A 24218-nucleotide genomic window follows, 5' to 3' on the forward strand; every position below is an offset into this window, starting at 1 on the left:
GGCGTGGGGGGGCGGGGTGGCTAGGGTTCGTCGACGAGGGTGAGCAGGTCGCGGAGGGTTTCGCGTTGCTCGGCCGACAGCGGCGTGAACAGGTCGGCCGCGACCGCGGCGCGCACCAGTTGCACACGTACGAAGGCCCCGCGCCCCTCCTCGGTGAGGACGACCAGTGTCGAGCGGCGGTTGGCCGGGTCGACCTCGCGGCGCAGCAGCCCCGCCTCCTCCAGCGCGTCGACGACCGGCGTGACCGAGCGGGGCGCGATGCGCAGGGCCTCGGCGAGTTGCACCATCCGCAGCGGCTGCCCGGCCTCCATGAGGACCTTCAGGGCGCGCGCCTGACTGGGACTCAGGCCGAGCGGCTCCAGGCCGGTCCGGTAGCCGCGCCGGAAGCGGTGGCTGATCCGGTGCACGAGTTCCAGCAGTTCGGTGGCGTCCTTCACCCCGCTGAGCTTATCTCACTGTTCGCTGGAATGAATATGAGGTAACCTCCGTTTGAGTGAACATCTGAAAAGGAGCCCTATGACAGAGGAACCCCGCGCGCCCCTGCGGCGCATCATCCGACTCTTCCGCCCCTACCGGGGGCAGCTGAGCGTCGTGCTCGGCCTCATCTTCCTTTCCTCGCTGGTGTCGCTGGCCTCGCCGTTCCTGCTGCGCGAGGTTCTCGACGCGGCGATCCCCTCGCGCGAGCTCGGGCTGCTGTCCCTGCTCGTGCTGGGCATGCTGGCCGTGGCCGTCGCGACGAGCATGTTCGACGTGGTGCAGACGCTCATCTCCACCCGCGTCGGCCAGCGCGTCATGCACGACCTGCGCACCACCGTCTACTCCCACCTGCAGCGCATGTCGCTGGCCTTCTTCACCCGCACCCGCACCGGCGAGGTGCAGTCACGGCTGGCCAACGACATCGGCGGCATGCAGGCGGTCGTCACCAGCACCGCGACGTCGATCGTCTCCAACCTCACCACCGTCGTGGCCAGCTTCGTCGCGATGCTCGTACTCGACTGGCGGCTGACGGCCGCCTCGCTCGTCCTGCTGCCGCTGTTCGTGTGGATCAGCCGCAAGGTCGGCGAGGAGCGCAAGCGCATCACCGCGCAGCGCCAGCGCAAGCTCGCCACGATGTCGTCGATGGTGCAGGAGTCGCTGTCGGTGAGCGGCATCCTGCTCGGCCGCACCATGGGCCAGTCGCCCGAGCTCACCGGCCGCTTCACCCGCGCCTCCGACGAGCTGGCCGACCTCGGCGTGCAGTCGAGTATGGCCGGGCGCTGGCGGCAGTCCACCATCCAGATCGTCATGGCCGCGATGCCCGCGGTCATCTACTGGGTGTCCGGGATGACGTCAGCCGTCTCCATCGGCACCGTCGTGGCCTTCACCACGCTTCAGGCGGGACTGTTCCGCCCCGCCCTCTCGCTGATGCGCACGGGCGTGGAGGTGCAGAGCTCCCTCGCGCTGTTCGGCCGCATCTTCGAGTACCTGGACCTGCCCGTCGACATCACCCCCGGCACCCGCACGCTGGAGCGTCCGCGCGGCGACGTGCGTCTCGAGCACGTCTCCTTCTCGTACGGCGACGCCCCCACCCTGACCGGCATCGACCTGACCATCCCCGCGGGCACCAGCCTGGCCGTCGTCGGCGAGACCGGCTCGGGCAAGACGACGCTGAGCTACCTGCTGCCGCGCCTGTACGACGTGAGCTCGGGCCGCGTCACCATCGACGGCGTGGACGTGCGCGAACTCTCCTTCGAGACGCTGGCCGCCACCGTCGGCGTGGTGTCGCAGGAGACCTACCTGTTCCACTCCTCCATCGCCGACAACCTGCGCTTCGCCAAGCCGGACGCGACGGACGAGGAGCTCGTCGCCGTCGCCCGCGCGGCCCGCATCCACGACTACATCGCCGACCTGCCCGAGGGGTACGACACGGTCGTCGGCGAGCGTGGCTACCGCTTCTCCGGCGGCGAGAAGCAGCGCCTGGCCATCGCCCGCACGCTGCTGCGCAACCCGCCCGTCCTCATCCTCGACGAGGCCACGAGCGCCCTCGACACCCAGACCGAGCGCGCCGTCCAAGAAGCCCTGGACACGCTGACCGAGGGCCGTACCACGATCACCATCGCCCACCGCCTCTCCACGGTCCGCCACGCCGACCAGATCGCCGTCCTCGACCACGGCCGCGTCGCCGAACTCGGCACCCACGACGAACTGCTCGCCGCCGACGGCCACTACGCCGCCCTGGTCGCCCGGGATCTCCCGCTCACCCTCATCTGACCGCCCATGAGCTGGAGCTCCTTCCCCGGCGGCACCCCGCACGGGCGTACCCTCTATGCGTGCAGAACACCAGATATGCCCGCTCCGGCATGGTGTGCAGCGTGGACCACCTCGCCTCCGCGGCGGGGATCGCCATGCTCGACCGGGGTGGTTCCGCGGCCGACGCCGCCATCGCCACCAACGCCGTCCTGACCGTCACCGCGCCTCACATGTGCGGCATGGGCGGCGACCTGTTCGCGCTCGTCCACGACGGGCGGGTGAGCGCGCTGAACGCCTCCGGCCGCGCCGGATCCGGCGCCGACGCCGGACGGCTGCGCGCCGAGGGGCACACGAGGATGCCGCACCTGCACGACGTCAGGTCCGTGCCCGTGCCGGGCTGTGTGGACGGGTGGATCGCCCTGCACGGCAGGTACGGCAGGCTGCCGCTGGCCGACGTGCTCGCCCCGGCGATCCGGCTGGCGAAGGACGGCTTCCCCGCCTCGCCGCTGATGCTGCAGGGGGCCAGGGCCGCGGCCACGCGTCCGGGCGGCGGCGACTTCGCCGGCGTCACCGCCGAGGGCGACCTGGTACGCAGGCCCGGCGTGGGCCGCGCGCTGGAGGCGGTCGCCGGCTCGGGCAGGGACGGCTTCTACCTCGGCGAGTTCGGACAGGGCCTGCTGGAGCTGGGCGCCGGCGAATACACCGCGGCCGACTTCGAACGGGTCAACGCCGACTGGGTGGACCCCCTGCGCGTGCGGGCCTTCGGGCACGACGTCTGGTCCGCCCCGCCCAACTCCCAGGGCTACCTGCTGCTGCTCGCCCTCGGCATCGCCGACGGCCTGGACCTGCCGTCCGCCCCTGCCCGCTCGGTATGGGCGCACCTGCTGGCGGAGGCGGCGCGGGCGGCCGGCCACGACCGCCTCGCCGTACTGCACGAGGACGCCAAGGACCTGGTCGGCGAGCACGAGATCGCGCGGCGGCGGGCGCTGGTGGACCCGGCGGCGCGCCGCAAGGTGCGCGTCCCCGCCGCGGACGGCGACACCACCTACCTGTGCGCGGTGGACGGCGACGGCATGGGCGTCTCGCTCATCCAGTCGAACGCCTCGGGGTTCGGCAGCATGGTCTTCGAACCCCGTACCCGGATCAACCTCCACAACCGGGGCATCGGGTTCTCGCTGACGCCGGGGCATCCGGCCGAGTACGCGCCCGGCCGCCGCCCGCCCCACACCCTCACGCCCGCCCTCGTCACCCGCCCCGACGGATCGCTGCGCACGGTCGTGGGCACCATGGGCGGCGACGCGCAGCCGCAGATCCTGCTGCAGGTCATCACCCGCCTGCTCCGGTACGGCGAGGCGCCGGGCACGGCCATCTCGGCACCGCGCTGGAAGCTCGGCGGGACCACCGGGTTCGACACGTGGGACGCGCCTGACGAGATGGCGGTGGAGGTGGAGGCGGGCACCGCGTGGGGCGACGGGCTGGCCGCCCTGGGCCATCCCGTGGTGGAACGGCCGTACGGGACCGGCTTCGGCCACGCGCACCTCATCGACGTGCGGCCCGACGGGATACTCGCCGGAGCCGCCGACCCCCGCTCAAGGATCGGCGCCGCCATCGGCCGCTGACCGCGCGGAAACGGGGGACGCGGCGCAGAGAACACGCAGCGCCGAGGGGCGGGCATCGGGGGGTGTATCGCGCGAGGTGCGGGGCGCGATGTGTGGGGGCCCGGGACGCGAGGTGCCGGGAGTGGGGTGTGGCGGGCGGGGTGCAAGGCGTGGAGCGAGCTGCCGGGTGCGGGTGTGGCGCGAGGGTGCGGGATGTTGGGTGAGGGGTGGGGGGTGGTGGATGGGCAAGGATGGGTTGTCCGCGGGGCTTTGGGGGGCCAAGTCGTAGGGTTTCCGGAGGTTGCGTGGGTAGGGAGCGCGTATGACCGAAACACCGGACCGCTACGGATACAGCGACGAGCAGGGCATAGAGGTCGAGGAGTGGAACGACGACCTCGGCCGCGACCACGAGATCCGGGAGGACGACCCGGGGCGCGGTGACACGCTCGAGGAGCGGCTCCGGCGGGAACTGCCCGACGGCCCCGGCCGTGAACCACGCGCCGACCACCGCCTCACCGCCCCCGACGAAGGGCTCGGGCCCGACGTCGACGGCGAGGAGGTGGGTGAGGACTGGGGCAGCGACGCCGGCGAGGATCTGTCAGCCGAGGAGCGTGCCGTTCACATCGAGCCCGACCGCTGAGCGAGGGCGGGCAGCAGCGCCTGGAGGTCGTTCACGACGAGGTCGGCCACGTCGGCCGCCTCGGGGCGGTCGGCGTGCAGGTGCCCCCACGGGCCGCGGCGCAGCAGGGCGGTGCGCATGCCCGCCGCGCGCGCCGGGCGTACGTCGTTGTCGAGGCGGTCGCCGACGTACAGGATCTCGGCGGGTTCGCGCCCGGCCACGGAGGCGACCTTGGCGAAGAACTCGGGCGCCGGCTTGGCCACGCCCCACCCGTCGGAGGTGTGGATGGAGTCGGCGGGCAGGTCCATGGCCACGAGGGCGTCGTAGGCCTCGACGGGCTGGTTGCCGGCGATCACCACCTGGTAGCCGGCGGCGCGCAGGGCGTGGAGCGCGGGCCGTACGTCCGGGTAGAGGTCGCCGGCGTCGAAGTTGTTGCGCAGCCCGTCCGGGTCGTCGCGCCGCCAGGCGGCGATCTCGGCGTCCACGTCGAGGCCGGGCCGTACGATCTGGAAGGCGTCGCGGTGGGAGCGGTCGAGGGCGGCCACGCCCCCGAGCACACCCATGAACGTCAGCCGCGTCACCCCGAGCCGGTCGGCCCAGCGGCTCCAGATGCGGGTCTCGTCGATGAGCGTCTCACCGACGTCGAACACCAGCGCCTTGATCATCTGCCTCTTCCCTCGTGCGCGGACGCACCCCAGGGTACGAGACCTATGGCCGGGCCTCGCGCCAGCGCTCCACCACGCGCTCGACGTTGAAGGGGAACAGGTCGACCGGCGGACCTGACGCACCCCGCTTGATCGCCTTGTTGATCTTCTCGTTGATCCCCTGGACGAGGGTGCGCACTTCGCCCTCGGAGCCCGCGTTCAACGCCAGTTCGAGCACCTCGTCGGCCTCCTTGCGCAGCGCGAGGCTGGGCGGCAGCGGCATCGACAGGCCTTCTTCCGCGAGTTTGTTCTTGATCCACCAGTTGTCGTCCTGGGGGCGGCCCGCCCCGGGGATCGGCTTGCCCGCGCCCGGCAGATCGTCGAACTCACCGCGCTCGGCGGCCTCACGGATCTGCCGGTCGATCCATGACTCGAAGGGCATGCCCAGAGGTTTGCGCTCCGTCATGTCTTGATCCTATGTGGTGGGTTCCGGGGTCCTCGTGGCGACCAGGCAGGCGATGGCGGGGATCGGGAAGAGCAGCAGGTAGAGGTTGGGGATCCACCAGGCCAGGGAGAAATCGCCGCGCAGCGTCCAGAACGCGATCGCCATCAGCCCCGAGGCCATGGTCAGCACCAGCGAGACCAGCATGAGCGGCGGGCCGCCCGGCCGGGGCACGTTCCCCCGCAGCAGCCACAGGCTCGTCAGGCCGGTCGCGCTGGCCAGCATGTCGATCCAGAGGAACGACCAGTTCCAGTCGGCCATGAGCGGGTTGGCGTAGTCGGCGAAGGCCCACTCGGGCGGGATCAGCCCGAGGCCCGTCACGCTGAAGTAGACGACGAACCCGACGTCGGTGCCGAGCATCAGGGCCTTAGTCGCGCGCAGCACGGTCGATCATCTCCAGGAGGTAGAGGCGGGTGCTCTCGTGCAGGTCGGGTCCTGGCTCGCCGAGTCCGAGCAGCCGCGCCGCCCACCATCCGTCCACGGCCAGGCGTACGGCGGTCGCGGCCGCCGGGTCGATCCCGTCGTCGGTCAGCCGTTCCTGCCAGGCGGCGTAGCGCTGCCTGAGCGGCTCCAGCCCGGCGGGATCGACCAGCACCCCGGCCAGCAGGGCGACGGTGACCCGGTCGGCGGGCGCCGCGACGGCGGGCCGTTCAGGAATGGTGGCCTCGATGTAGGCGCGCAGGTAGTCGCCGGGCCGCCCGCCGGCCTCGGCCAGGGCGTCGTCGAAGGCGGCGGTCAGGCGTTCGACCATGCCGGCGACCAGCGCCTGCTTGGTCGGGAAGTGGTAGAAGAGCCCCCCTTTGGAGACTCCGGCCCGCTTGGCGACGGCTTCGAGCGTGAGCGACTCGGCCCCGTCGGCGAGCAGGACGTCGGCGGCGGCATCGAGCAGCCGCTCCTTGGAACTGGGTCTGGGCACGCCTCGAAACTGTACCGGTCGGCCGGTATAGTTTCAATCGGGCAGCCCGGCCTCGAACGCCAGCAGCCCCGCCTGGGTCCGGTTCGAGCAGCGGAGCTTGATCAGGATGCGTGAGACGTGCCCCTTGACCGTCGCCTCGGTCAGGAACAGCTCTCCGGCGATCTCCGCGTTGCTGCGCCCCGCGCCCAGACCGGCCAGTACGTCCCGTTCGCGCCCGGTCAGCGCCTCCAGCCTGCGCCGGGCCGCCTGGCGGCGGACCGCGCCGTCCAGCAGCCGGGACGCCGCAGGACCCGACAGCACCGTGTGGCCGCCCGCCGCCGCCTTCACCAGGTTGATCAGGTCGGCGGGCGGCGTCGACTTCAGCAGGTACCCGCCCGCCCCGGAGGTGAGCGCGCGCAGCACGTAATGGTCGGCGTCGAACGTGGTCAGCACCAGCACCACGGGCGGCGCGGGCAGCCTGGCGATGCGCGCGATGGCCGCCAGGCCGTCCACGCCGGGCATCCGCAGGTCCATGAGCACCAGGTCCGGCCGGTGGCGCACCACCGCCTCGACCCCGGCGGCGCCGTCGTGCGCCTCGTCCACCACGGTGATCTCGCCCGACGATCCGAGGATCGCGCGCAGGTGGGCGCAGACCATCGGCTCGTCGTCCACCACCACGACGCTGATCACGACGCCACCGGCAAGGTGAGGTCCACCACGAAGCCTCCTGCCTCCGACGGGCCCGCCGCCAGCGTCCCGTCCACCAGTTCCACGCGCTCGCGCAGGCCGAGCAGGCCGGTGCCGGAGCCGGCCGCCGCCAGCTCGGGGTCGCCGGGGCCGGCGGGGGCGGAGTTCGCCACCGTGATGCGCACCCGGTCGCCGCTGCGGCGCAGCCGTACCGTGGTCTCGGCGCCGGGCGCGTGCTTGCGCACGTTCGTCAGCGCCTCCTGCAGGGCGCGCTCCGCCGTACGCAGGACCACCGGCGAGACCAGCGCGTCGTCGGCCTCGAACCCGACGCGCAGGCCCGAGCCCTCGACCAGTTCCGCCAGCGCGGGCAGGAGCGGAACCTCGGGCTGGCCACGTACCGGCGCGGACGGGGCGCGCAGTACGCCGACCAGTTCGCGCAGTTCCTCCAGCGCCTGGCAGCCGGTGGCGCGCAGCGTCTCGGCCGCCTCCCTGGCCGGGCGGTCGGCGGCGGTCAGGCCCAGGGCGCCCGCCTGGAGCACCATGAGGCTGACCCGGTGGGTGACGAGGTCGTGGATCTCGGCGGCGAGCCGTACCCGCTCCTCTCCCCTGGCCTGCTCGGCGAGCAGGTGCTGCTCGCGCTCGGCCCGCTCGGCGCGGTCGGTGAGCGCCCGCAGCAGGTTGGCGCGCGTGGACAGGTACAGGCCGAGCACGGCCGCGGCCGTGGTCAGCAGCACGGTGCGGATCCCGAACTCCGACGTCGGCCCCCACCAGGCCGCCAGCGCGGTGAACAGCACGACGGGCACCACCGCCGCCGGGCTGCGGGGCGCGTGCCGCAGCGCCAGGTAGGCGGCGAACGGAGCGGCCGGCGGCGCCCAGAGGATCATCTCCAGGTGCACCGGCGGCGCGAACAGGTGGACGAGGGCCGCCCCCACCGTCGCCCAGGCGACCACGAGGGGCGAGCGGACCAGCAGAACCGGCCCGGACGCGACCAGCGCGACGGCCACCGGCCAGGGCGGGCCGATCGTGCCCACGACGTGGAGCGAGAGCATCAGGGCGGCGAGGGTCATCACGACGCGCATCAGCACGCCCTCACCCTAGGCCGCCACCGCCCGCGCCGGACCCTACGAAAGTCGCGGGTGTCACCACTTTCCGAGCTTCTGCCCGACGGCCCCGCGACGCTGGAATCTCTCCCATGAACCAGACAATCACCCTGGAAGGACTCACCAAGAGGTACGGCCGCGCCACCGCCGTGGACGGCCTGACCTGCGCCGTCCACCCCGGAGTCGTCACCGGCTTCCTCGGCCCGAACGGCGCGGGCAAGAGCACGACGATCCGGATGATCGTCGGCCTCGACCGTCCCAGCTCGGGGCGGGCGGCCGTCGGCGGGCGGCCGTACCACGGGCTGCCCGCGCCGCTGCGCGAGGTCGGCGTCCTGCTGGACGGGCGGGCCGCGCACCCGCGCAGAAGCGCCCGCGACCACCTGCGCATGCTCGCCGCGAGCAACCGCATCCGCGACACGCGTGTCACCGCCGTCCTGGAGCTGGTGGGCCTGGACGGCGTCGCGGACCGGCGGGCCGGGACGTTCTCGCTGGGCATGTCCCAGCGGCTCGGCATCGCGGCGGCGCTCCTGGGAGATCCGGGCGTGCTGATCTTCGACGAGCCGGTGAACGGGCTGGACCCGGGCGGCATCCGCTGGATCCGCGGCCTGATGCGCGGGCTGGCCGCCGAGGGCCGTACGGTCCTGGTCTCCAGTCACCTGCTCGCCGAGATGGAGCAGACCGCCGACCACCTGATCGTCATCGGCCGGGGCCGCCTGCTGGCCGACACGCCGATGACCAGTGTGACCGGCTCCCTGGAGGACGCCTACCTCGCCCTGACCGCCGACAGCGTGGAGTTCGGATCATGAGAGCGGAATGGATCAAGCTGCGGACGCTCCACTCGACCTGGTGGTGCCTGGCCGCGCTCGCCGTACTCACGGCGGGGCTCGGTGTGATCATGGCCGGCGCCGCGGCGGAGGCGGCGCACGAGGGCGAGCGCCTGGAGCCGGTGGCCGCCAGTCTTCAGGGCGGCCTGCTGTTCGGCCAGGTCGCGATCGGCGTACTGGGCGTGCTCGCCGTCACCTCCGAGTACGCCGGCGGCACCATCAGGGCCAGCGTGATGGCCGTCCCGGGCCGGAGCCGCCTGTTCGCCGCCAAGTGCGCCGTGGTGGCGGCGCTGGGCACGACCGCCGGGCTCCTGACCGCCGTGGCCTCCTTCCTGATCGGCCAGCACGTCTTCGCCACCTCCGGCCTGCCGCACGCCGCCCTGGGCGACCCGGGGGCGCTGCGCGCGGTCCTGGGCGCGGGCCTTTACCTGGGCATGCTGGGGCTGTTCGGGCTGGCGATGGGGTTCCTGGTCCGTTCGACGGCGGGCGGCGTCATCATCGTCGTCTCGGCCACGGTCCTGGTGATCGCGATCCTCCGGCTGCTGCCGGAATGGGTGGCCCAGATCTGGCCCACGGTCGCGGGCCTGTCCATCCTGTCGCCGGACGGCCACCTCGGCGGCTTCGCCCTCTACACCGCCTTCGTCGCCCTGGCCGTCGGCGGCGGGCTGGCGGTCTTTTACCGGCGGGATGTCGGGGCATGATGCAATACTGAGCGTACCCGCCCAGACACGAAGGGACAGGTTCCATGGTCGCTGCTTCGCGTCAAGTGAGACCCTACGAGGCTCCGTCCGCCGAACTGCCCATCACGGTGCGGGAGCTGTTCGATGCCCTACCCCCCCTCCCCGGTCTCCGGGTCGAGGTCATCGAAGGGAACCTGCACGTGAGCCCCGTTGGATCCCCGGAACACCAGGGTGCCTTCGCAGATCTTCACGATCTGCTCTTTCCGGTCAGAAAGGAGCGAGGCTGGAAGGGATATCCCGGCGGCCTGGACGTGTGCATCGAGGGTCCGCGTGAGCCGGTCGTGCCCGACTACGTTCTCCTCCCGCCCGGCTGCCCCCGATGGGGAGAGCGCGAGATGCGCTCATCGGGCCTGATCATGGTGGCCGAGGTCGTCTCGCCCAGCAGCAAGCACGACGATCGTGTCACGAAGGTCGGCCTCTACGCGACCGGCGGCGTCCCCGTCTACCTTCTGCTCGACCCGCTTGAGCGGACGGCGACCGTCTACAGCAACATCGCCGACGGCACCTACCAGACCAAGGACGCATGTGTGCTGGGCGAGACCCTGCACCTGCCCGAGCCCGTCGACTTCGACCTGGAGACCACCGTGTTCAAGGAGTGAGCTTCTCCATCGCCTTGGCGATGCGCTTCTCCGAGACCGGGGTTGGGGTGCCCAGGGTCTGGGCGAAGAAGCTGACGCGGAGTTCCTCGATCATCCAGCGGATCTCCCGCACGTCCGGGTCGGTACGGCGGGCCGGGGCGAGGCGGTCGAGCAGGTCCTGGTAGTCGTCCTCGACCTTGTGGACCCGGTCCATCCACTCCTCATCCCGCCACGGCTCCTCGGGCAGCTTGGTCAGGCGGCGCTCAAGGGCCCGGAGGTAGCGGGAAATGTCGGGGAGGCGTTTCACTCCGGTCCCGGTCACGAAGCCCGCGTAGACGAGCTTGCCGAGCTGGTCGCGGGCGTCGTCCGTGGAGGCGCTCCGGCGCAGGCCGGACAGCTGGGTGCCGATCGTGTGCCAGGTGCTCAGGATCTGCTCCACCTTGCCCAGAACGTCCCGGGCGGTGTCGTACAGGTCGGCCCGTACGTGCTGATAGAGGCGGTCGAAGGAGACCGGGTCCCAGGCGGGCCCGCCCACGTCGGCCATCAGCTGGTCCACCGCCGCGTTGACCACGTCGTCGAACAACGCCACCGCGCCGCCGTGCGGGCTGCGTGACAACGCCAGCTTGGCCTGGTTGGACAGGCCGCCGAGCAGCGACCTGGCCGGGTTGGTGACGTTGAGCAGCAGCAGGCGCCGCGTGCCGGTCCACATGGAACGGCGCTGCTCGGCCTGCGTCTCGTAGATCTTGACGCCGACGCTGGAACCCTCGTCCACCAGCGCCGGATAGCCCTTCATCCGGCCCTGCTCGAACACCTTGGGCAGCGTGCCGAAACTCCACGTGTGGAGCCCGGTGCGCTCGACGTCGTCGCCGGCGGCCGACAGCGTCTTGCGCAGGCGCGGGGCGAGCTGCTTCTTCAGCCCGTCCAGGTCCTTGCCCTCGGCGATCGTGCGCTTGCGCTCGTCGATCACCCGGTAGGTGACGCGCAGATGGTCGGGCACCTGGTCGAGCTGCCAGGCGTCGCGCGGGACGCGTACGCCGGTCAGCCGCAGCAGTTCGCGCTCGACCGCGTCCAGCAGCGGCTCGCCGGTCGGCTTGACGCCCGCGAGCACCTGCTTGGCGTAGTTGGGCGCGGGCACGAAGTTGCGGCGCAGGTGCTTGGGCAGCACGCGGATCAGCGCGGTGATCAGCTCCTCGCGCAGCCCGGGGATCTGCCAGTCGAAGCCGTCGCCGTTGACCTGGTTGAGCACCTGCAGCGGCACGTGCACGGTGACGCCGTCGGCGTCGGCGCCCGGCTCGAACTGGTAGGTCAGCTTCATCCGCTGGCCCAGCTGCCGCCAGGTGTCGGGGTAGTCCTGGGCGCTGACGTCGGCGTTCTCGTTGACCAGCATCTCCGGCGTGAACGTCAGCACGCCCTTGTCGGAGACCGTCTTCCACCAGGAGTCGAAGTGCCGCGCGGAGACGACGTCCGCCGGTACGCGCTGGTCGTAGAAGTCGAACAGCGCCTCGTCGTCGACCATGATGTCGCGCCGCCTGGCCCGCGCCTCCAGCTCCTCGACCTCGCCGAGCAGCTTGCGGTTCTCGCGCAGGAACGCGTGGTGGCTGTCCCAGTCGCCCTCGACCAGGGCGTGCCGGATGAACAGCTCCCGTGACAGCTCCGGGTCGATGCGCCCGTAGTTGACCTTGCGGCCGACGACGAGCGGCACGCCGTACAGCGTGACCTTCTCCAGCGCGATGACCGCGCCCTGGTTCTTCTCCCAGTGCGGCTCGGAGTAGTTGCGCTTGACGAGGTGCTGCGCGAGCGGCTCCACCCAGTCGGGCTCGATCTTGGCGTTGACCCGGGCCCACAGGCGCGAGGTCTCGACGAGCTCGGCCGACATCAGCCACTGCGGCTGCTTCCTGGCCAGCGCTGAGCCGGGGAAGATCGCGAAGCGCGCGTTGCGCGCGCCGACGTACTCCTGGATCGGCCGCCGCCCGTCCTGCCCGCGCTGCTTGTCCACGACGTCCTTGACGCCGATGTGCGACAGCAGCCCGACGAGGAGCGAGGAGTGGATCTGGTACGGCGCGGCCGGCGCGCTGTTCGGCTGGACCCCGAGTGTCTGCCGGATCTGGCTGTAGATGTCCTGCCACTCGCGTACCCGCAGGTAGTTGAGGAACTCGGACTTGCACAGGCGGCGGAAGGCGCTGGAGGACAGCTCCTTCTGCTTGTCCTTGAGGTAGTTCCAGAGGTTGAGATAGGTGAGGAAGTCGGACTCGGGGTCGGCGAAGCGCCGGTGCTTCTCGTCGGCGTGCTGCTGCTTGTCGGCGGGGCGCTCGCGCGGGTCCTGGATCGACAACGCGGCGGCGATGACCATGACCTCGCGCAGGCAGCCGTTCTTGTCGGCCTCCAGCACCATGCGCGCCAGGCGCGGGTCGACCGGCAGCCCGGCGAGCTTGCGGCCGACGCCGGTGAGCTTGCCCTGGGCGTCGAAGGCTCCGAGTTCGACCAGCAGGTTGACGCCGTCGCGTACCTGCCGCTTGTCCGGCGGCTCGACGAACGGGAACGCCTCGATGTCGCCCAGCCCGATCGAGGTCATCTGCAGGATGACGCTGGCGAGGTTGGTGCGCAGGATCTCCGGGTCGGTGAACTCGGGCCGGTTGAGGAAGTCCTCCTCCTCGTACAGCCGGACGCAGATGCCGTCGGAGGTACGCCCGGACCGCCCTTTGCGCTGGTTGGCGCTGGCCTGCGAGATGGCCTCGATGGGCAGGCGCTGCACCTTGGTGCGGTGGCTGTAGCGGGAGATGCGGGCGAAGCCCGGGTCCACGACGTACTTGATGCCGGGCACGGTCAGCGACGTCTCGGCCACGTTGGTGGCCAGCACGACGCGCCGCCCGGTGTGGCGCTGGAAGACGCGGTGCTGCTCGGCGGCGCTCAGCCGGGCGTACAGGGGGAGGATCTCGGTGTTGCGGAACTCGGCCTTGGACAGCGCGTCGGCGGCGTCGCGGATCTCCCGCTCGCCGCTGAGGAAGACCAGGATGTCGCCCGGTCCTTCCAGGACCAGTTCCTTGCAGGCGTCCACGATGCCCTGCGTCTGGTCGTCGTCCTCGTTGAGCGGCCGGTAGCGGACCTCGACGGGGTAGGTGCGGCCGGAGACCTCGACGATCGGGGCGTCGCCGAAATGGCGGGAGAAGCGCTCGGGGTCGATGGTGGCGCTGGTGATGATGATCTTGAGGTCGGGGCGCTGGGGCAACAGCTGTTTGAGGTAGCCGAGGATGAAGTCGATGTTGAGGCTGCGCTCGTGGGCCTCGTCGATGATCAGCGTGTCGTACTGCTCCAGCAGCCGGTCGTTCTGCAGCTCGGCCAGCAGGATGCCGTCGGTCATGAGCTTGACCAGGGTACGGTCACTGCCCTGGTCGGTGAAGCGGACCTTGTAGCCGACGGCCTGGCCGAGCTCGGTGCCGAGCTCCTCGGCGATGCGCTCGGCGACGGTGCGCGCGGCGATGCGGCGGGGCTGGGTGTGCCCGATGAGGCCGCGCACGCCCCGGCCGAGTTCGAGGCAGATCTTGGGGATCTGCGTGGTCTTTCCCGATCCGGTCTCCCCCGCGATGATCACGACCTGGTGGTCGCGGATGGCCGCGAGGATGTCGTCCTTGCGCTGGGAGACGGGCAGCTCTTGCGGATAGCTCACCACGGGTACGGCTTCGCGGCGGCGGGCCAGGCGCTGCTCGGCGCGTTCCACGTCCGCCAGGATCTCCGCGGTGATCTTGTCCCGTGCCTCGCGCGAGCGCACCCGGCGCACGCCGTCGAGCCTGCGCCGGAGCCGCCGCTGGTCGCGCGGCATGAGCTCGGACAGGCGGCTCTGGAGCTCGGTGAGTGGAGAAGACAACGACGAGGTTCCCATACTGCTTTCAGGATATTTGAGCCCCGCGTGCCGGGTGCCAACGGTCCATCGTGCCTGACCGCGCCGTGGATCGCATCCCAATATCGGCGGCGTCCGTGACCGGCCGCGGTGTGTCAGCACTCTCCCCAGAGTTCACCACGGTCGATCACGGACACTAGTGAGACTCCTGAGACGCCTGAAGGGTTGCATGATCCCGAAGGATTTCTGGCCATATGGACGCGCCTCCTGACCGATGACACGATCGAGGCGGAGGTGCCATGCGACGTCCAGCCCGCCGCATCCTGCGCGACGTGCGTGAGCGCAGGAACCTCGACGCCTACGTGATCGCGGTCGTGGCGATCGTCTTCGCCGTGCTGACGCTGGTCGGGGAGGCCGTGGCCGAGCAGTACCGGTGGGCGGCGATCCTGGCCGGGATGGGCGTGCTGCTCCACCGGATCACCGTGCCCGACCGCTCGCGCCTGCCGCTGGGCGACCGGGCCGACTTCGAGACGCATCCTCTACGCGACCGGCTCACGGACGCGAAGGAGGTGTGGCTGTTCGCCCCTTCCGGCATCAACCTGCTGTCCGAGGCCAACTGCGAGGTCATCCGGCGGACCGTGCTGAGCCGTTCCGACGGCGTCTTCCGCGTCGTGCTCCTGGACCCGGAGGAGCTGCACGCCGTCGACCTCGCCACCCGCCAGCTCGACGCCGGGCTGGAGTTCCCCTTGCAGAACCTGCCGGCGAGCATCGCGACCGCGCTCGACCGGCTGGCCGCGATGACGGACTGGCACGTGGCGGGCCGGGTGGAGTACGCCACTTTCTCCTACAATCCGGGATTCAGCATTCTCGCCGTCAATCCGGCGGGCGGCAACGGCAGTGTGATCGTGGAACTCCACGGCGCCGGCAACCGGGCCACCGACAACCGTATGCACCTGGAATTGACCCGGCGCGCGCATGGGTACTGGTACCACTACTGGATTGAGCAGTTCGAGAGGATTTGGGACTCTTCAAGAGTGCTTAGCCGACAACACGGTGAATAGCGACTGAGAAAGGGACACCACATGGCCGCAGGGGGTTCTATGGGCGAGTCCATGCTCGTCGATCTGACCCATATCCCGTTCGACCGCCTGGCAACGGTGCCGGATGAGGTCCTGCGCGAGTCTCTGGCCCGCCACATGGCGACCGACCCCGCCAGCCGGCGATGGAACAAGAGCGACAAGGCCTGCCCGCAGCCCGATCAACCTGGCCCGCGAGATCGGTGACCGGCGGCTACGCCCGGCATACGCTGTCGCCCGCCGACCTGGCCGGGCTGGGCGCGGGCGAGCTCCCGCCCGCGCTGGCCGACACGCTCAAGCGGGCGATCGCCAGCAGGAACATCGCCCTGCTCGAATCGGTCCGGCGGCTGTCCGGCTCGGCCGCCATCGACGACCTCTGGCGGCGCCTCGGCGCCCATCCGGGCCACGCGCTGGACGTCCTGATCTCGCCCCAGCTCGGCGCCTGGGCCGACGACGCCCTGCGCTACGGGAGCGGCGACACCGGCGTACTGCTGGCCGCCCTGGAGCGTGAGCAGGGGCCGGTCGCGCTCGACGGCCCGAGGCCGCTCAGGCTCCGGTTCGAGACCGGTGAGCCGCTGCGCGGGCACTTCGGCCTCGCCGTCGCCGACCGGCTCGGGCCGGTGGACTGGACGGAGTTGTGCCGCCAGGCGTACCGGCTGCTGCGCGCGCGGCACCCGCGCGTGGCCGCCGCGATGGCCGAGCTGGTCACCACCGTCGTTCCGGTCGTCCCGCCGGCCCCGCCCGAGACCTTCAGCGCCACCTCCGGCGCGGCCTTCGGCGCGGTGGCGCTCTCCGCTCCCGCCGACGCCGCGGAACTGGCCGCCACGTTCACCCACGAACTCCAGCACCAGGTGCTCGGGGCGGCCGAGGAGATCGTCGCGCTGACCGTGCCGGGACATCCGGGCCGGTTCGCGGTGCACTGGCGCGACGGCGAGCGCGACGCCGGCGCCACCCTGCAGGGCATCTTCGCGCACGTGGCCGTGGTGGAGTTCCACCGGGCCGAGTGGCTGGCCGGGCCACGGGCGGACCGGCCCGGCCACGCGGCGGCCTTCGCCCTGTGGCGGCTGGCGACCGGCCGGGCCATGGAGCAGCTCGGCCGGTCGGGGGCGCTGACGCCGGCGGGGGCCGCACTGGCCGGGCCGCTGGAGGCCCGCATCCGCGCCGCGCTGGCCGAACCGGTCCCCGCCCCGGCCGCCCGCGCGGCCGAGGCCGCCCTGGCCTGAACGCGCCACACCGCCCGAACACCGCGACCGGCCCGAACGCGAACCACCTGCGCACCGCGACCGGCCCGAACGCGCGAACCGCCCGAGCACCGCGAAGCGCCGGCGGGTTCAGCTCATCATCGGTTCCACGTCGAGGTTGATCCGGCCCTGCTGGGCGGCCAGGCGGGCCTCGGGGTGCTCGTTGGACAACGTCTCGGCGTAGGCCGCCAGGATCTCCTCGCGCAGCCGCGCGGCGCCCTCCTCGTCGCCGTCGGCCAGCCGGTCCACCGAGAGGTTGGCCCCGGTGGCCAGCGTGCAGGGGTGGAACCCGCCGCGTACCCGCCGGTGGCCCTCGTAGGCGGCCTCGCCCAGCTCACGAGCCTGGCGCACCGCGCCCATCATGGCCAGGTCGCTGGCGAGGTTGTGCATGACGACCAGCGTGCTGGTGTGGTCGTCGCCGAAGTGGCGGCGGAACCCCTCCAGGGCCTGCTCGTTCAGTTCGCGGGCGGCGCGCGGGTTGCCGCGTACCCGCATCACGACCGCGAGGTTGGCGCGGGCGGACAGCGTGTTGGGGTGGTCCTCGCCCGCCGCCTTCACCCAGCCCGCGACGGTCTGCTCGCCGAGCGCCTGGGCACCGGCCAGGTCGTCGATCAACCGGCGGTCGTTGATGACGTTCGTGGACACCAGCAGCGTCATCCTGTGGTCGGGTCCCTTGGACGCGATCTGCGTCGTGAGAGTCTCCTCGGCCTGGGCGGCGGCCTGCTGGTGGTAGCCCACGCGGCGCAGGGCGATCGCCAGGTCGAGCGCGGTGAACACGCGCAGCGCGTCCCAGGGCGCGTTCATGCGCACGAGCAGCTGGTCGACGTCCCTGATCATGTCCAGGCCCTGCTCGTAGTTGCCCATCCGGCGCAGGTCGCGGGCGACGGCGAAGCGGGAGGTCAGGGTCTGGTCCTCCTGGGGCCCGAACATGTTCTCGCGCATGGTCAGCGCGATCCGGTCGTGCTCCAGGGCCTCCTCGAAGCGGCCCAGGCAGCGCAGGCTGATCGCGATGTTGTTGCGCACCTGGAGCGTGAACTCGTGCTCGGGGCGGAAGACCCGCTCGTAGCGCGGCAGGAGATCGAGGTCATTGTCGAGCGCCTGCTGGTAGCGGCCCATCATGCACAGGTCGACGCCGTGGCTGAGGGCGCAGGCCAGGTAGGTCTGGTCGTCCTCGCCGAAGGTGCGCAGCCGTTCGAGAGTGTCGAGGTTGAGCGCGTAGGCGCGCTCCCAGTGGCCGCTCAGCCGGGTGGCCTTGCCGACCTCGATGGCCAGCGCGAGCGTGTGCCGGTCGTTCTCCCCGAAGCGGAGCTTCCATTCGTCCAGTGCCAGCTCACCGAACGAGAGGCTCTCGAAGAAGCCGCCGCGGCGGTGCAGGCGGCGCACCTGGTTGATGATCAGCTGCCGGACGGTGGCGTCGGCGCTCTCGACGGCGCCCGACGGCACGATGTGGCTGCGCGAGCGCTCGTAGAGGGGATCGCTCTCGTCGAGTCCGGGCGCGCCGGGATCGGATCCGGCCAGCAGCAGGTGTACGGCATGGCGGAACCGCTCGGCCTGCTCCGGGTCCTCGCGCATCAGGCGGCTCCGGGTCACGGCCTGGACCACGCGGTGCATCTGCACGGCGTTGAGCACGCCGTCGATCTTGGCCAGGGAGAAGCGGGCGAGCTGGCGCGCGGCCTGCCGGAGTTCGCCGACGTCCCCGAGCACCCGGCTGAGCTCGCCGGGCAGGTCACCGGCCTTGGCGGGCTGCGCCAGCAGTTCCTCGGCGATCGGCTCCGGCGCGAAGAACGCCATGACCTGGAAGAGCGTGTCGGCCTCCGGCGAGATGGCGTCGCGCGAGACGCCCCAGGTGGCGGCCACGGCGAGCGGGTAGGGGATGTCGACCTCCCGCGCCAGCAGCTCGTGCGCGTTGTCGCGCAGCTTGGTCAGGTACTCGGCGGCGGAGGTCCCGGTCTCGTTCATGTACGCGGCGGCGTGCTCGGCGGCCAGCGGAAGGTGCCCGAGTTCGGCGGCCAGCGTGGCGGCCTCGGCCCCGCGGCCGGCGAGGGCGGGCACCCGCTTGCTCAGGAACTCCACCGTCTCGTCGGGGGTGAACTCCCCCACCTCGATTCCCGCGACTCCCAGCGCCTTGCGCCAGTGGGAGTCGCGCGAGGTGATGATCACGTGTCCGCGCCCCCGCGGGATGTACTCCGAGATCATCCCGGCGTTGTTCGCGTTGTCGAAGATGATCAGCCAGTCGCCGTACGGCTCGCCCTTCTCCAGGGCCTCGATCACCAGCTGGGCCGAGTAGTCGCGCTCCTCGGCGCGGAAGCCGGGGGGCTGCATCCGGCGGCCGAGCGCGACCAGGCCGTTGACCACGGCGCTCTCCTGCTCCGACCTGATCCACCAGACGAGGTCGTAGTCGCCGCGGTGGCGGTGGGCGTACTCGGCCGCGATCTCGGTCTTGCCGACGCCGCCGAGGCCGAACAGGGCCTGGGGCGGCTGGTCGATCACGGCGGCGCTCTCCCGGGCCAGGCCGCGTCTCAGTTCCTCGATCTCGGCGATACGCCCGGTGAAGTTGGGGTTACGGAAAGGGATCTCCTTGCCCCACGCGGTGACGCGGGATCTCGCTCCACCCTCGGACGCCCCTAGTGTCACGCCGATCGCTCCCTGCTCATATTCAAACTGGGCCCATATTCAAACTGGAGATATGTCCCACGAATGGGGATTTGTACGCATTGAACGCCTCACCTTGTCAAGCTTCAATGGTAGGCGAGGACTTCTTGCTTCCAGACTGCCCGCCGCCGAGGAGATATGGCGTTTTTCCTGGCCGTTGACTCACGCCGTTCCATCCGGATTACTGAAGATTCCACCTGGACCAGAACGGCAGGGAACGTGCAGAGCACTAGAGGCTGGGAGAATCTGGTTAAGTCAATTAAGGAGAAAGAGTGTGTCCCTTTCTTGGGTGCGGGCGCGAGCCAGGGCCTGCCCACGGGCGCGGCACTGGCCAAGGACTGGGCCGAACGAGTTCGCTATCCGTACCATGACACCGACAACCTGTCCAGCGTCATGCAGTATGCAGTTGTGATGGCGTTCAATCACGATGCAAACCAACTCAAACGGGCACTCCACCGGACAGTTTTCTCGCAAGTCGCGTTAACTACCGATCAGCTTGATATCCACCACATCTTGGCACGTTGCGATCTTCCTCTCTATCTGACGACGAACTACGACGATTTCATGGTGGAGGCGCTGCAACGAGCTGGTAAAAGACCGACCTGGAATGTGAGTCCGTGGTATTCCTCCGGGATGGACGATGACGACGACCGGCGGCCTCCCCTGCCCGCCGACGATCCCACGGCCGAGCGTCCTCTCGTCTTCCACCTGCACGGCCACCACTCGATCCCGCATTCGATGGTGCTGACCGAGGACGACTACATCGACTTCCACGTCCGTCACGCCCGCGACGGGCGGGACAAGAGCCTGACCCCGGAGGGCGACCGGGCGGCCATCGTGCCGTCCTACGTCCGCACCCGGTTACGCCGCGCGCCCCTGCTCTTCCTCGGCTACAGCCTGCGCGACTCGACCTTCTGGACGCTCTTCAAGTCGCTCATGATCGCCATGCCCGACGGCCAGCGCAGCAGCCACGTGTGCCTCCAGCTCGATCCGCGGGTGAAACGAAGGGCCGCGGTGCGCGAATACCTAGACAAGCGGCTGGGCCGGCAGCAGATCGAGATCTTCTGGATGTCACTGGAGGACTTCACCGCCATGCTCGACTCGCGGCTGAGAGGGACGTGATGAACGACTCCCCCTATGTCGGTCCACGCCCGTTCCTGCGCTCCGAGGCGAGCCTCTTCTTCGGCCGCCGGGTCCAGGCCCGCAACCTCTCCCTCGACTGGCTGGCCGACCGCGTCACCGTGCTGCACGGGCCGCCCGCGGTGGGCAAGACCTCACTGCTGCAGGCGGGCATCCTTCCGCTCCTGGAGCAGGAGCCGAACGTCGTCACGCTGCGTCCGAGCCGCCTCGCCCCGCCCGCGCCACCGCGTGCCGTCGCCGCCGGGCACAACGCCTTCGTCTACTCGGTGCTCAGCGACTGGGGCGCGCCGGCCACGCCCGGCACCACCGTCGCGGAGTTCCTGGCCGGGCGGGTCACCCGGATGCCGCCGAGCGGGCGGTTGCTGGCCGCCATCGACCAGTTCGAGGAGGTCTACAGCGCCTTCCCGACCCGGGTGGCCGAACGCGAGGGCCTGCTGCGCCAGCTCGCCGGGGCGCTGGCCGAGATCCCCTCCCTCAACCTTCTGCTGGTCGTGCGCGACGACCATCTCGCCTCGGTCAAGGCCGGCGAGGCCCTGCTCGGGGTGCCCATGAACTACCGGCGGCTCGACGGGCTCGACGAGCGGGCCGCGGCGGAGGCCGTACAGGGACCAAGGCGTGGGACCGGCAGGGAGCTGCCCGACGAGGAGACGCGCGCGCTCGTCGACCGGCTGCGCACCAGCACCCACACCGACCTCCTGGGCAACGCCGCGAGCGTGGTCCATCCGCTGGTCGAGCCGCTGCACCTGCAGATCGTCTGCGCAGAGAGCTGGGCCGACCCCGGCCTGACCGGCATCCCCGGCGTCGCCCAGGCGCTGAGCGCCTTCTACCGGCGGGCCACCGAGGAGGCGGGCCTGGAGACCGGCGTCCCCGTGGCGGAGGTGCGCGCGTGGATGGAGTCGGCGTTCATCACCGAGTACGGCACCCGCGACACCAAGCTCCGCGGACTGACCAGAACCGCCGACATGCGCAACGAGCTCGCCGACGCCCTGGTCGCCCGGCACCTGCTGACCGCGACGACGCGCCTGCGCGGCACGTGGTACCAGCTCGGGCAGGACCAGATGATCGAGGTCGTGCGGCGGGCCGGCGACGACGGCTTCGCCGGGGCGGGGCCGGCCCGGACACCCGCCGACGCCGGTGTCTTCACCGAGGCCGCCGAGGCGGCCTTCGGGGAGGGCAACTTCACCGGCGCCCGCCGTCTGGCCTCCGTCGCCGCCAGCCGCTACCAGCTGGAGGGCGACACCCGCAGGCAGGCACAGGCCATGGCGCTGCACGGCGAGATCGCGCTGGTCGAGGGCGACCTGACCGCGGCCAGGGAGAGCTTCAGGAGCGCGCTCAACGGCTTCGAGTCGCTGGCCGACCGGGTCTCCACGGCGCGGTCGCTGTCGGCGCTGGCCAACGTCGTGGCCACCAGCGGCGACCATCGGGCGGCGGCGGACCTCTACCGGCAGGCAGTGGAGATCAACCGCACCGACGTCGAGGCCAGGACCGGCCTCGGCTTCGCGCTGTGGCGGCTGGGCTCGCCGGCGGACGCGGAGGCGGAGTTCGCGCAGGCGATCACGGCGCGCCCCGGCGCCGAGCCGGCCGCGACCGCCCGCGCGCTGTCCGGCCGCGGTCAGGTCCGCGTCGATCTGCGCCTGTACGCCAGAGCGCTCGACGACCTCGACCGCGCGCTCGCGCTCGGCCTGAGCCCGGAGGACGAGGCGGACGCCCACTCGGCGCGGGCGCTGGCCCTCGCGGGTCTCGGACGGCACGAGGACGCGGCGGCCGCCATGGAGACGGCCCTGCTGCTGGCGCCGGGCCATCCGCTCACGCGGGAGCGTGCGGCCCGCCTGCGCAGGTGAGGGCGGCGCCGATGATGCCCGCCTCGTTCTGCAGCGCGGCGGGCACGATCGGGGTGTCGATCTTCACGTGCGGCAGGAACCTGTCGGCCTTCTTGCTGACGCCGCCGCCGATGATGAACAACGAGGGCGAGAACAACATCTCCACGTGCTTCAGATAGGTCTCGACGCGTTCCGCCCAGTCCTTCCAGCCGAGGTCGTGCTCCTCGCGGGCGCGGTCGGACGCGCGGTGCTCGGCGTCCTTGCCGTGCAGTTCGAGGTGGCCCAGTTCGGTGTTGGGCACGAGCGTGCCGTCGATGAACAGGGCACTGCCGATCCCCGTGCCGAACGTCAGCATCAGGACGGTCCCCTTCCGTCCCCTGCCCTCTCCGAAGGCGAGTTCCGCCAGGCCGGCGGCGTCGGCGTCGTTGATCACCCGGGCGCCGTCGAACAACTCCGAGGCGTTGACGCCGACCCACGAGTGGTGGACGTTCGCGGCGGTCTTGACCACGCCGTCCATCACCACGCCGGGGAAGGTCACGCCGACCGGACCGGTCCAGGCGAAGTGCCCGACGATCTCGGCCACGGTCTCGGCCACGGCGGCGGGCTTGGCGGGCTGCGGCGTGGGGATGCGCAGGCGCTCCTTCGTGAGCCGCCCGGCGGTGACGTCCACCGGTGCGCCTTTGATCCCCGAGCCACCGATATCAATGCCCAAAACTTCCATGTCTGTCCCATTCCCGGTCATAGCGAGCGATGAACCAGTCTCCCGCCACCCGCGTATCTCGCGTCACAAGCGCATATCAAGGAGGCACGGATGCGGCACCCCCATAGACGCGGCATCATCACGCTCGGTGCTGTCGCGGTCGTGCTGGGAGCTACCCTCACCACCCCGGCGCAATCCACCACCCCCCGCAACCGCTTCGACGTCGTCAACCTCGTCTCCGACGTCCGTGGCAAGGCCGCCGTCACCGATCCCAAGGTCGTCAACCCCTGGGGCCTGGCCATGGGCAAGACCCTGTGGGTGTCCAACACCGGGACCGGCACCGCCACCGTCTACTCGGGCAACGGCACCAAGGAGAAGACCGAGGTCACCGTCCCCGGCGGCGCGCCCACCGGCCAGGTCGTCAACACCGGCGAGGGCTTCACCGTCAAGGGCAAGCCCGCCACGTTCATCTTCGCCAGCCCGAGCGGCGCCATCACCGGCTGGAACGCCGAGGCCGACCCCGCCAACGCGATCATCGCGGCGTTCACCCGGGGCGCCGACTACAAGGGCCTGGCCATGCTCGACGGCGACGACGGCTCGTTCCTGCTGGCCGCCGACTTCGCCGGTGGCCGTATCCACGCCTTCAACGAGGACTTCGAGCGGGTACGGCTCGGCCGCTCGCAGTTCCGCGACCGGGCCCTGCCCCGGAACTACCACCCGTTCAACGTGGCGGTCGCCAACGGCTCGGTGTGGGTCGCCTCGGTGCTGCGCGACCCCCAGACCGGCAAGGCGGTCCCCGGGCGCGGCAAGGGCTTCCTGAGCCGGTTCAGCCCCGACGGCAGGCTCACCGGCCGCATCGGGCGCGGCCCGCTCAACGCCCCGTGGGCGATCACCACGGCCCCGCGCGGCTTCGGCGCCCTCGCCGGATCGCTGCTGGTCGGCAACTTCGGCGACGGCACCGTCCACGCCTTCAGGAGCGGCCGCCACCTCGGCGCGCTGCGCGGCGCGAACGGCCGGCCGGTCGTCCTGCCCGGCCTGTGGGACCTGGAGCCCGGCACCGCGGCCACGGGCGGCACGAACGCCGTGTGGTTCGCGGCGGGCATCGACGGCGCCAAGCACGGCCTGATCGGACTTCTCCGGCCGGCGGGCTCTCGCCCCGCCACACCCGCGCCCGCCGGCGATCCCACCCCGAAGCCGACGAAGACGACGGGAGGTGGTTACTAGGCCCTACTTCAGCCCGGCGCGGGCGGCGCGGCCCGCGCCGCGGCGGTGATCTCCTCTGGTATGGAGTTCTGCACGCGCCGCACACCCCGCCCGGCCGGCCCCGGCCGCGGCGGG

21 protein-coding genes and 1 pseudogene are annotated in these 24218 nt (G+C 71.3%); 12 read left to right on the forward strand and 10 right to left on the reverse strand.

Translation table 11 applies throughout. From position 1 onward, the window contains the following. Nucleotides 1–20 precede the first annotated feature (20 nt). On the reverse strand, nt 21–437 hold the full coding sequence (locus ACIBKY_RS27385) for a MarR family winged helix-turn-helix transcriptional regulator (RefSeq protein WP_397100769.1): 417 nt from the start codon (nt 435–437) through the stop codon (nt 21–23). A gap of 79 nt (nt 438–516) precedes the next feature. Between ACIBKY_RS27385 and ACIBKY_RS27390 the strand changes: the two genes are divergently transcribed. The 3 genes from ACIBKY_RS27390 (at nt 517) to ACIBKY_RS27400 (ending at nt 4467) form a co-directional block, all read left to right on the forward strand. Continuing rightward, nucleotides 517–2250, forward strand: a complete 1734-nt coding sequence (locus ACIBKY_RS27390; protein WP_397100771.1) for an ABC transporter ATP-binding protein — start codon at nt 517–519, stop codon at nt 2248–2250. A gap of 59 nt (nt 2251–2309) precedes the next feature. Next, on the forward strand, nt 2310–3848 hold the full coding sequence (locus ACIBKY_RS27395) for a gamma-glutamyltransferase family protein (RefSeq protein ID WP_397100773.1): 1539 nt from the start codon (nt 2310–2312) through the stop codon (nt 3846–3848). Between the two features lie 301 nt (nt 3849–4149). Next, nucleotides 4150–4467, forward strand: coding sequence for a DUF5709 domain-containing protein (locus tag ACIBKY_RS27400; protein ID WP_397100775.1), 318 nt, complete (start codon nt 4150–4152; stop codon nt 4465–4467). Here the strand turns inward: ACIBKY_RS27400 and ACIBKY_RS27405 are convergent. From ACIBKY_RS27405 to ACIBKY_RS27430, 6 genes are read right to left on the reverse strand one after another with little or no spacing between them, the layout of a single operon-like run. After that, complete coding sequence (locus tag ACIBKY_RS27405) at nt 4446–5111, reverse strand: HAD family hydrolase (RefSeq protein ID WP_397100777.1); 666 nt, start codon at nt 5109–5111, stop codon at nt 4446–4448. The genes ACIBKY_RS27400 and ACIBKY_RS27405 overlap by 22 nt on opposite strands. 43 nt (nt 5112–5154) lie before the next feature. Further along, entirely contained in the window at nt 5155–5556 is a 402-nt protein-coding gene (locus tag ACIBKY_RS27410) for a DUF1992 domain-containing protein (RefSeq protein WP_397100779.1), read from the reverse strand. Between the two features lie 9 nt (nt 5557–5565). After that, nucleotides 5566–5976, reverse strand: a complete 411-nt coding sequence (locus ACIBKY_RS27415) for a DUF5360 family protein (RefSeq protein ID WP_397100781.1) — start codon at nt 5974–5976, stop codon at nt 5566–5568. Beyond that, nucleotides 5960–6508 carry a TetR/AcrR family transcriptional regulator gene (locus ACIBKY_RS27420; RefSeq protein ID WP_397100782.1) on the reverse strand — a complete coding sequence of 183 codons (549 nt, stop codon included), beginning with the start codon at nt 6506–6508 and terminating at the stop codon, nt 5960–5962. The genes ACIBKY_RS27415 and ACIBKY_RS27420 overlap by 17 nt, the downstream gene beginning before the upstream one ends. A gap of 33 nt (nt 6509–6541) precedes the next feature. Continuing rightward, the gene (locus ACIBKY_RS27425; protein ID WP_397100784.1) at nt 6542–7177 is read right to left on the reverse strand and encodes a response regulator; all 636 of its coding nucleotides are present in this window, start codon (nt 7175–7177) and stop codon (nt 6542–6544) included. Then, complete coding sequence (locus ACIBKY_RS27430) at nt 7174–8253, reverse strand: sensor histidine kinase (protein ID WP_397101321.1); 1080 nt, start codon at nt 8251–8253, stop codon at nt 7174–7176. Before ACIBKY_RS27430 ends, ACIBKY_RS27425 begins: the two co-directional genes overlap by 4 nt. Nucleotides 8254–8366: 113 nt before the next feature. Here ACIBKY_RS27430 and ACIBKY_RS27435 point away from each other — a divergent pair. The 3 genes and pseudogenes from ACIBKY_RS27435 to ACIBKY_RS27445 all read left to right on the forward strand — a co-directional run. Then, a pseudogene (locus ACIBKY_RS27435) lies at nt 8367–9026 on the forward strand (ABC transporter ATP-binding protein); the annotation flags it as partial. A gap of 50 nt (nt 9027–9076) precedes the next feature. Next, nucleotides 9077–9799 (forward strand): ABC transporter permease, encoded by a 723-nt coding sequence (locus ACIBKY_RS27440; protein ID WP_397100786.1) that lies wholly within the window; start codon nt 9077–9079, stop codon nt 9797–9799. 44 nt (nt 9800–9843) lie between these two features. Beyond that, on the forward strand, nt 9844–10437 hold the full coding sequence (locus tag ACIBKY_RS27445; RefSeq protein ID WP_397100788.1) for a Uma2 family endonuclease: 594 nt from the start codon (nt 9844–9846) through the stop codon (nt 10435–10437). Here the strand turns inward: ACIBKY_RS27445 and hrpA are convergent. Beyond that, complete coding sequence (gene hrpA, locus ACIBKY_RS27450; protein WP_397100790.1) at nt 10427–14293, reverse strand: ATP-dependent RNA helicase HrpA; 3867 nt, start codon at nt 14291–14293, stop codon at nt 10427–10429. The genes ACIBKY_RS27445 and hrpA overlap by 11 nt on opposite strands. A gap of 257 nt (nt 14294–14550) precedes the next feature. On the opposite strand from hrpA, the gene ACIBKY_RS27455 reads away from it, so the two are divergent. Genes ACIBKY_RS27455 through ACIBKY_RS27465 form a run of 3 tightly spaced genes read left to right on the forward strand, consistent with a single transcriptional unit; the run spans nt 14551 to nt 16550 of the window. Next, nucleotides 14551–15312, forward strand: a complete 762-nt coding sequence (locus tag ACIBKY_RS27455; protein WP_397100792.1) for a hypothetical protein — start codon at nt 14551–14553, stop codon at nt 15310–15312. A gap of 51 nt (nt 15313–15363) precedes the next feature. Beyond that, entirely contained in the window at nt 15364–15534 is a 171-nt protein-coding gene (locus ACIBKY_RS27460; RefSeq protein ID WP_184974785.1) for a hypothetical protein, read from the forward strand. Continuing rightward, entirely contained in the window at nt 15531–16550 is a 1020-nt protein-coding gene (locus ACIBKY_RS27465; RefSeq protein WP_397100794.1) for an aKG-HExxH-type peptide beta-hydroxylase, read from the forward strand. Before ACIBKY_RS27460 ends, ACIBKY_RS27465 begins: the two co-directional genes overlap by 4 nt. A 108-nt stretch (nt 16551–16658) precedes the next feature. Here ACIBKY_RS27465 and fxsT read toward each other — a convergent pair whose 3' ends face one another. Beyond that, the gene (gene fxsT / locus ACIBKY_RS27470) at nt 16659–19202 is read right to left on the reverse strand and encodes an FxSxx-COOH system tetratricopeptide repeat protein (protein WP_397100796.1); all 2544 of its coding nucleotides are present in this window, start codon (nt 19200–19202) and stop codon (nt 16659–16661) included. 156 nt (nt 19203–19358) lie between these two features. Here fxsT and ACIBKY_RS27475 point away from each other — a divergent pair, with 156 nt between their 5' ends. Next, entirely contained in the window at nt 19359–20342 is a 984-nt protein-coding gene (locus ACIBKY_RS27475; protein WP_397100798.1) for an SIR2 family NAD-dependent protein deacylase, read from the forward strand. After that, nucleotides 20342–22201, forward strand: coding sequence for a tetratricopeptide repeat protein (locus ACIBKY_RS27480; protein WP_397100799.1), 1860 nt, complete (start codon nt 20342–20344; stop codon nt 22199–22201). Before ACIBKY_RS27475 ends, ACIBKY_RS27480 begins: the two co-directional genes overlap by 1 nt. On the opposite strand, the gene ppgK is transcribed toward ACIBKY_RS27480, so the two are convergent. Then, a complete protein-coding gene (gene ppgK / locus ACIBKY_RS27485; protein WP_397100801.1) occupies nt 22167–22901 on the reverse strand; it encodes a polyphosphate--glucose phosphotransferase in 735 nt (244 codons plus the stop codon). The two genes, ACIBKY_RS27480 and ppgK, sit on opposite strands and share 35 nt — an antisense overlap. A 90-nt stretch (nt 22902–22991) precedes the next feature. Here ppgK and ACIBKY_RS27490 point away from each other — a divergent pair, with 90 nt between their 5' ends. Continuing rightward, on the forward strand, nt 22992–24104 hold the full coding sequence (locus ACIBKY_RS27490) for a TIGR03118 family protein (protein WP_397100803.1): 1113 nt from the start codon (nt 22992–22994) through the stop codon (nt 24102–24104). The last annotated feature ends 114 nt before the right edge of the window (nt 24105–24218 follow it).

It is taken from the genome of Nonomuraea sp. NPDC050394 (assembly GCF_044459065.1).
Taxonomy (GTDB): Bacteria; Actinomycetota; Actinomycetes; order Streptosporangiales; family Streptosporangiaceae; genus Nonomuraea.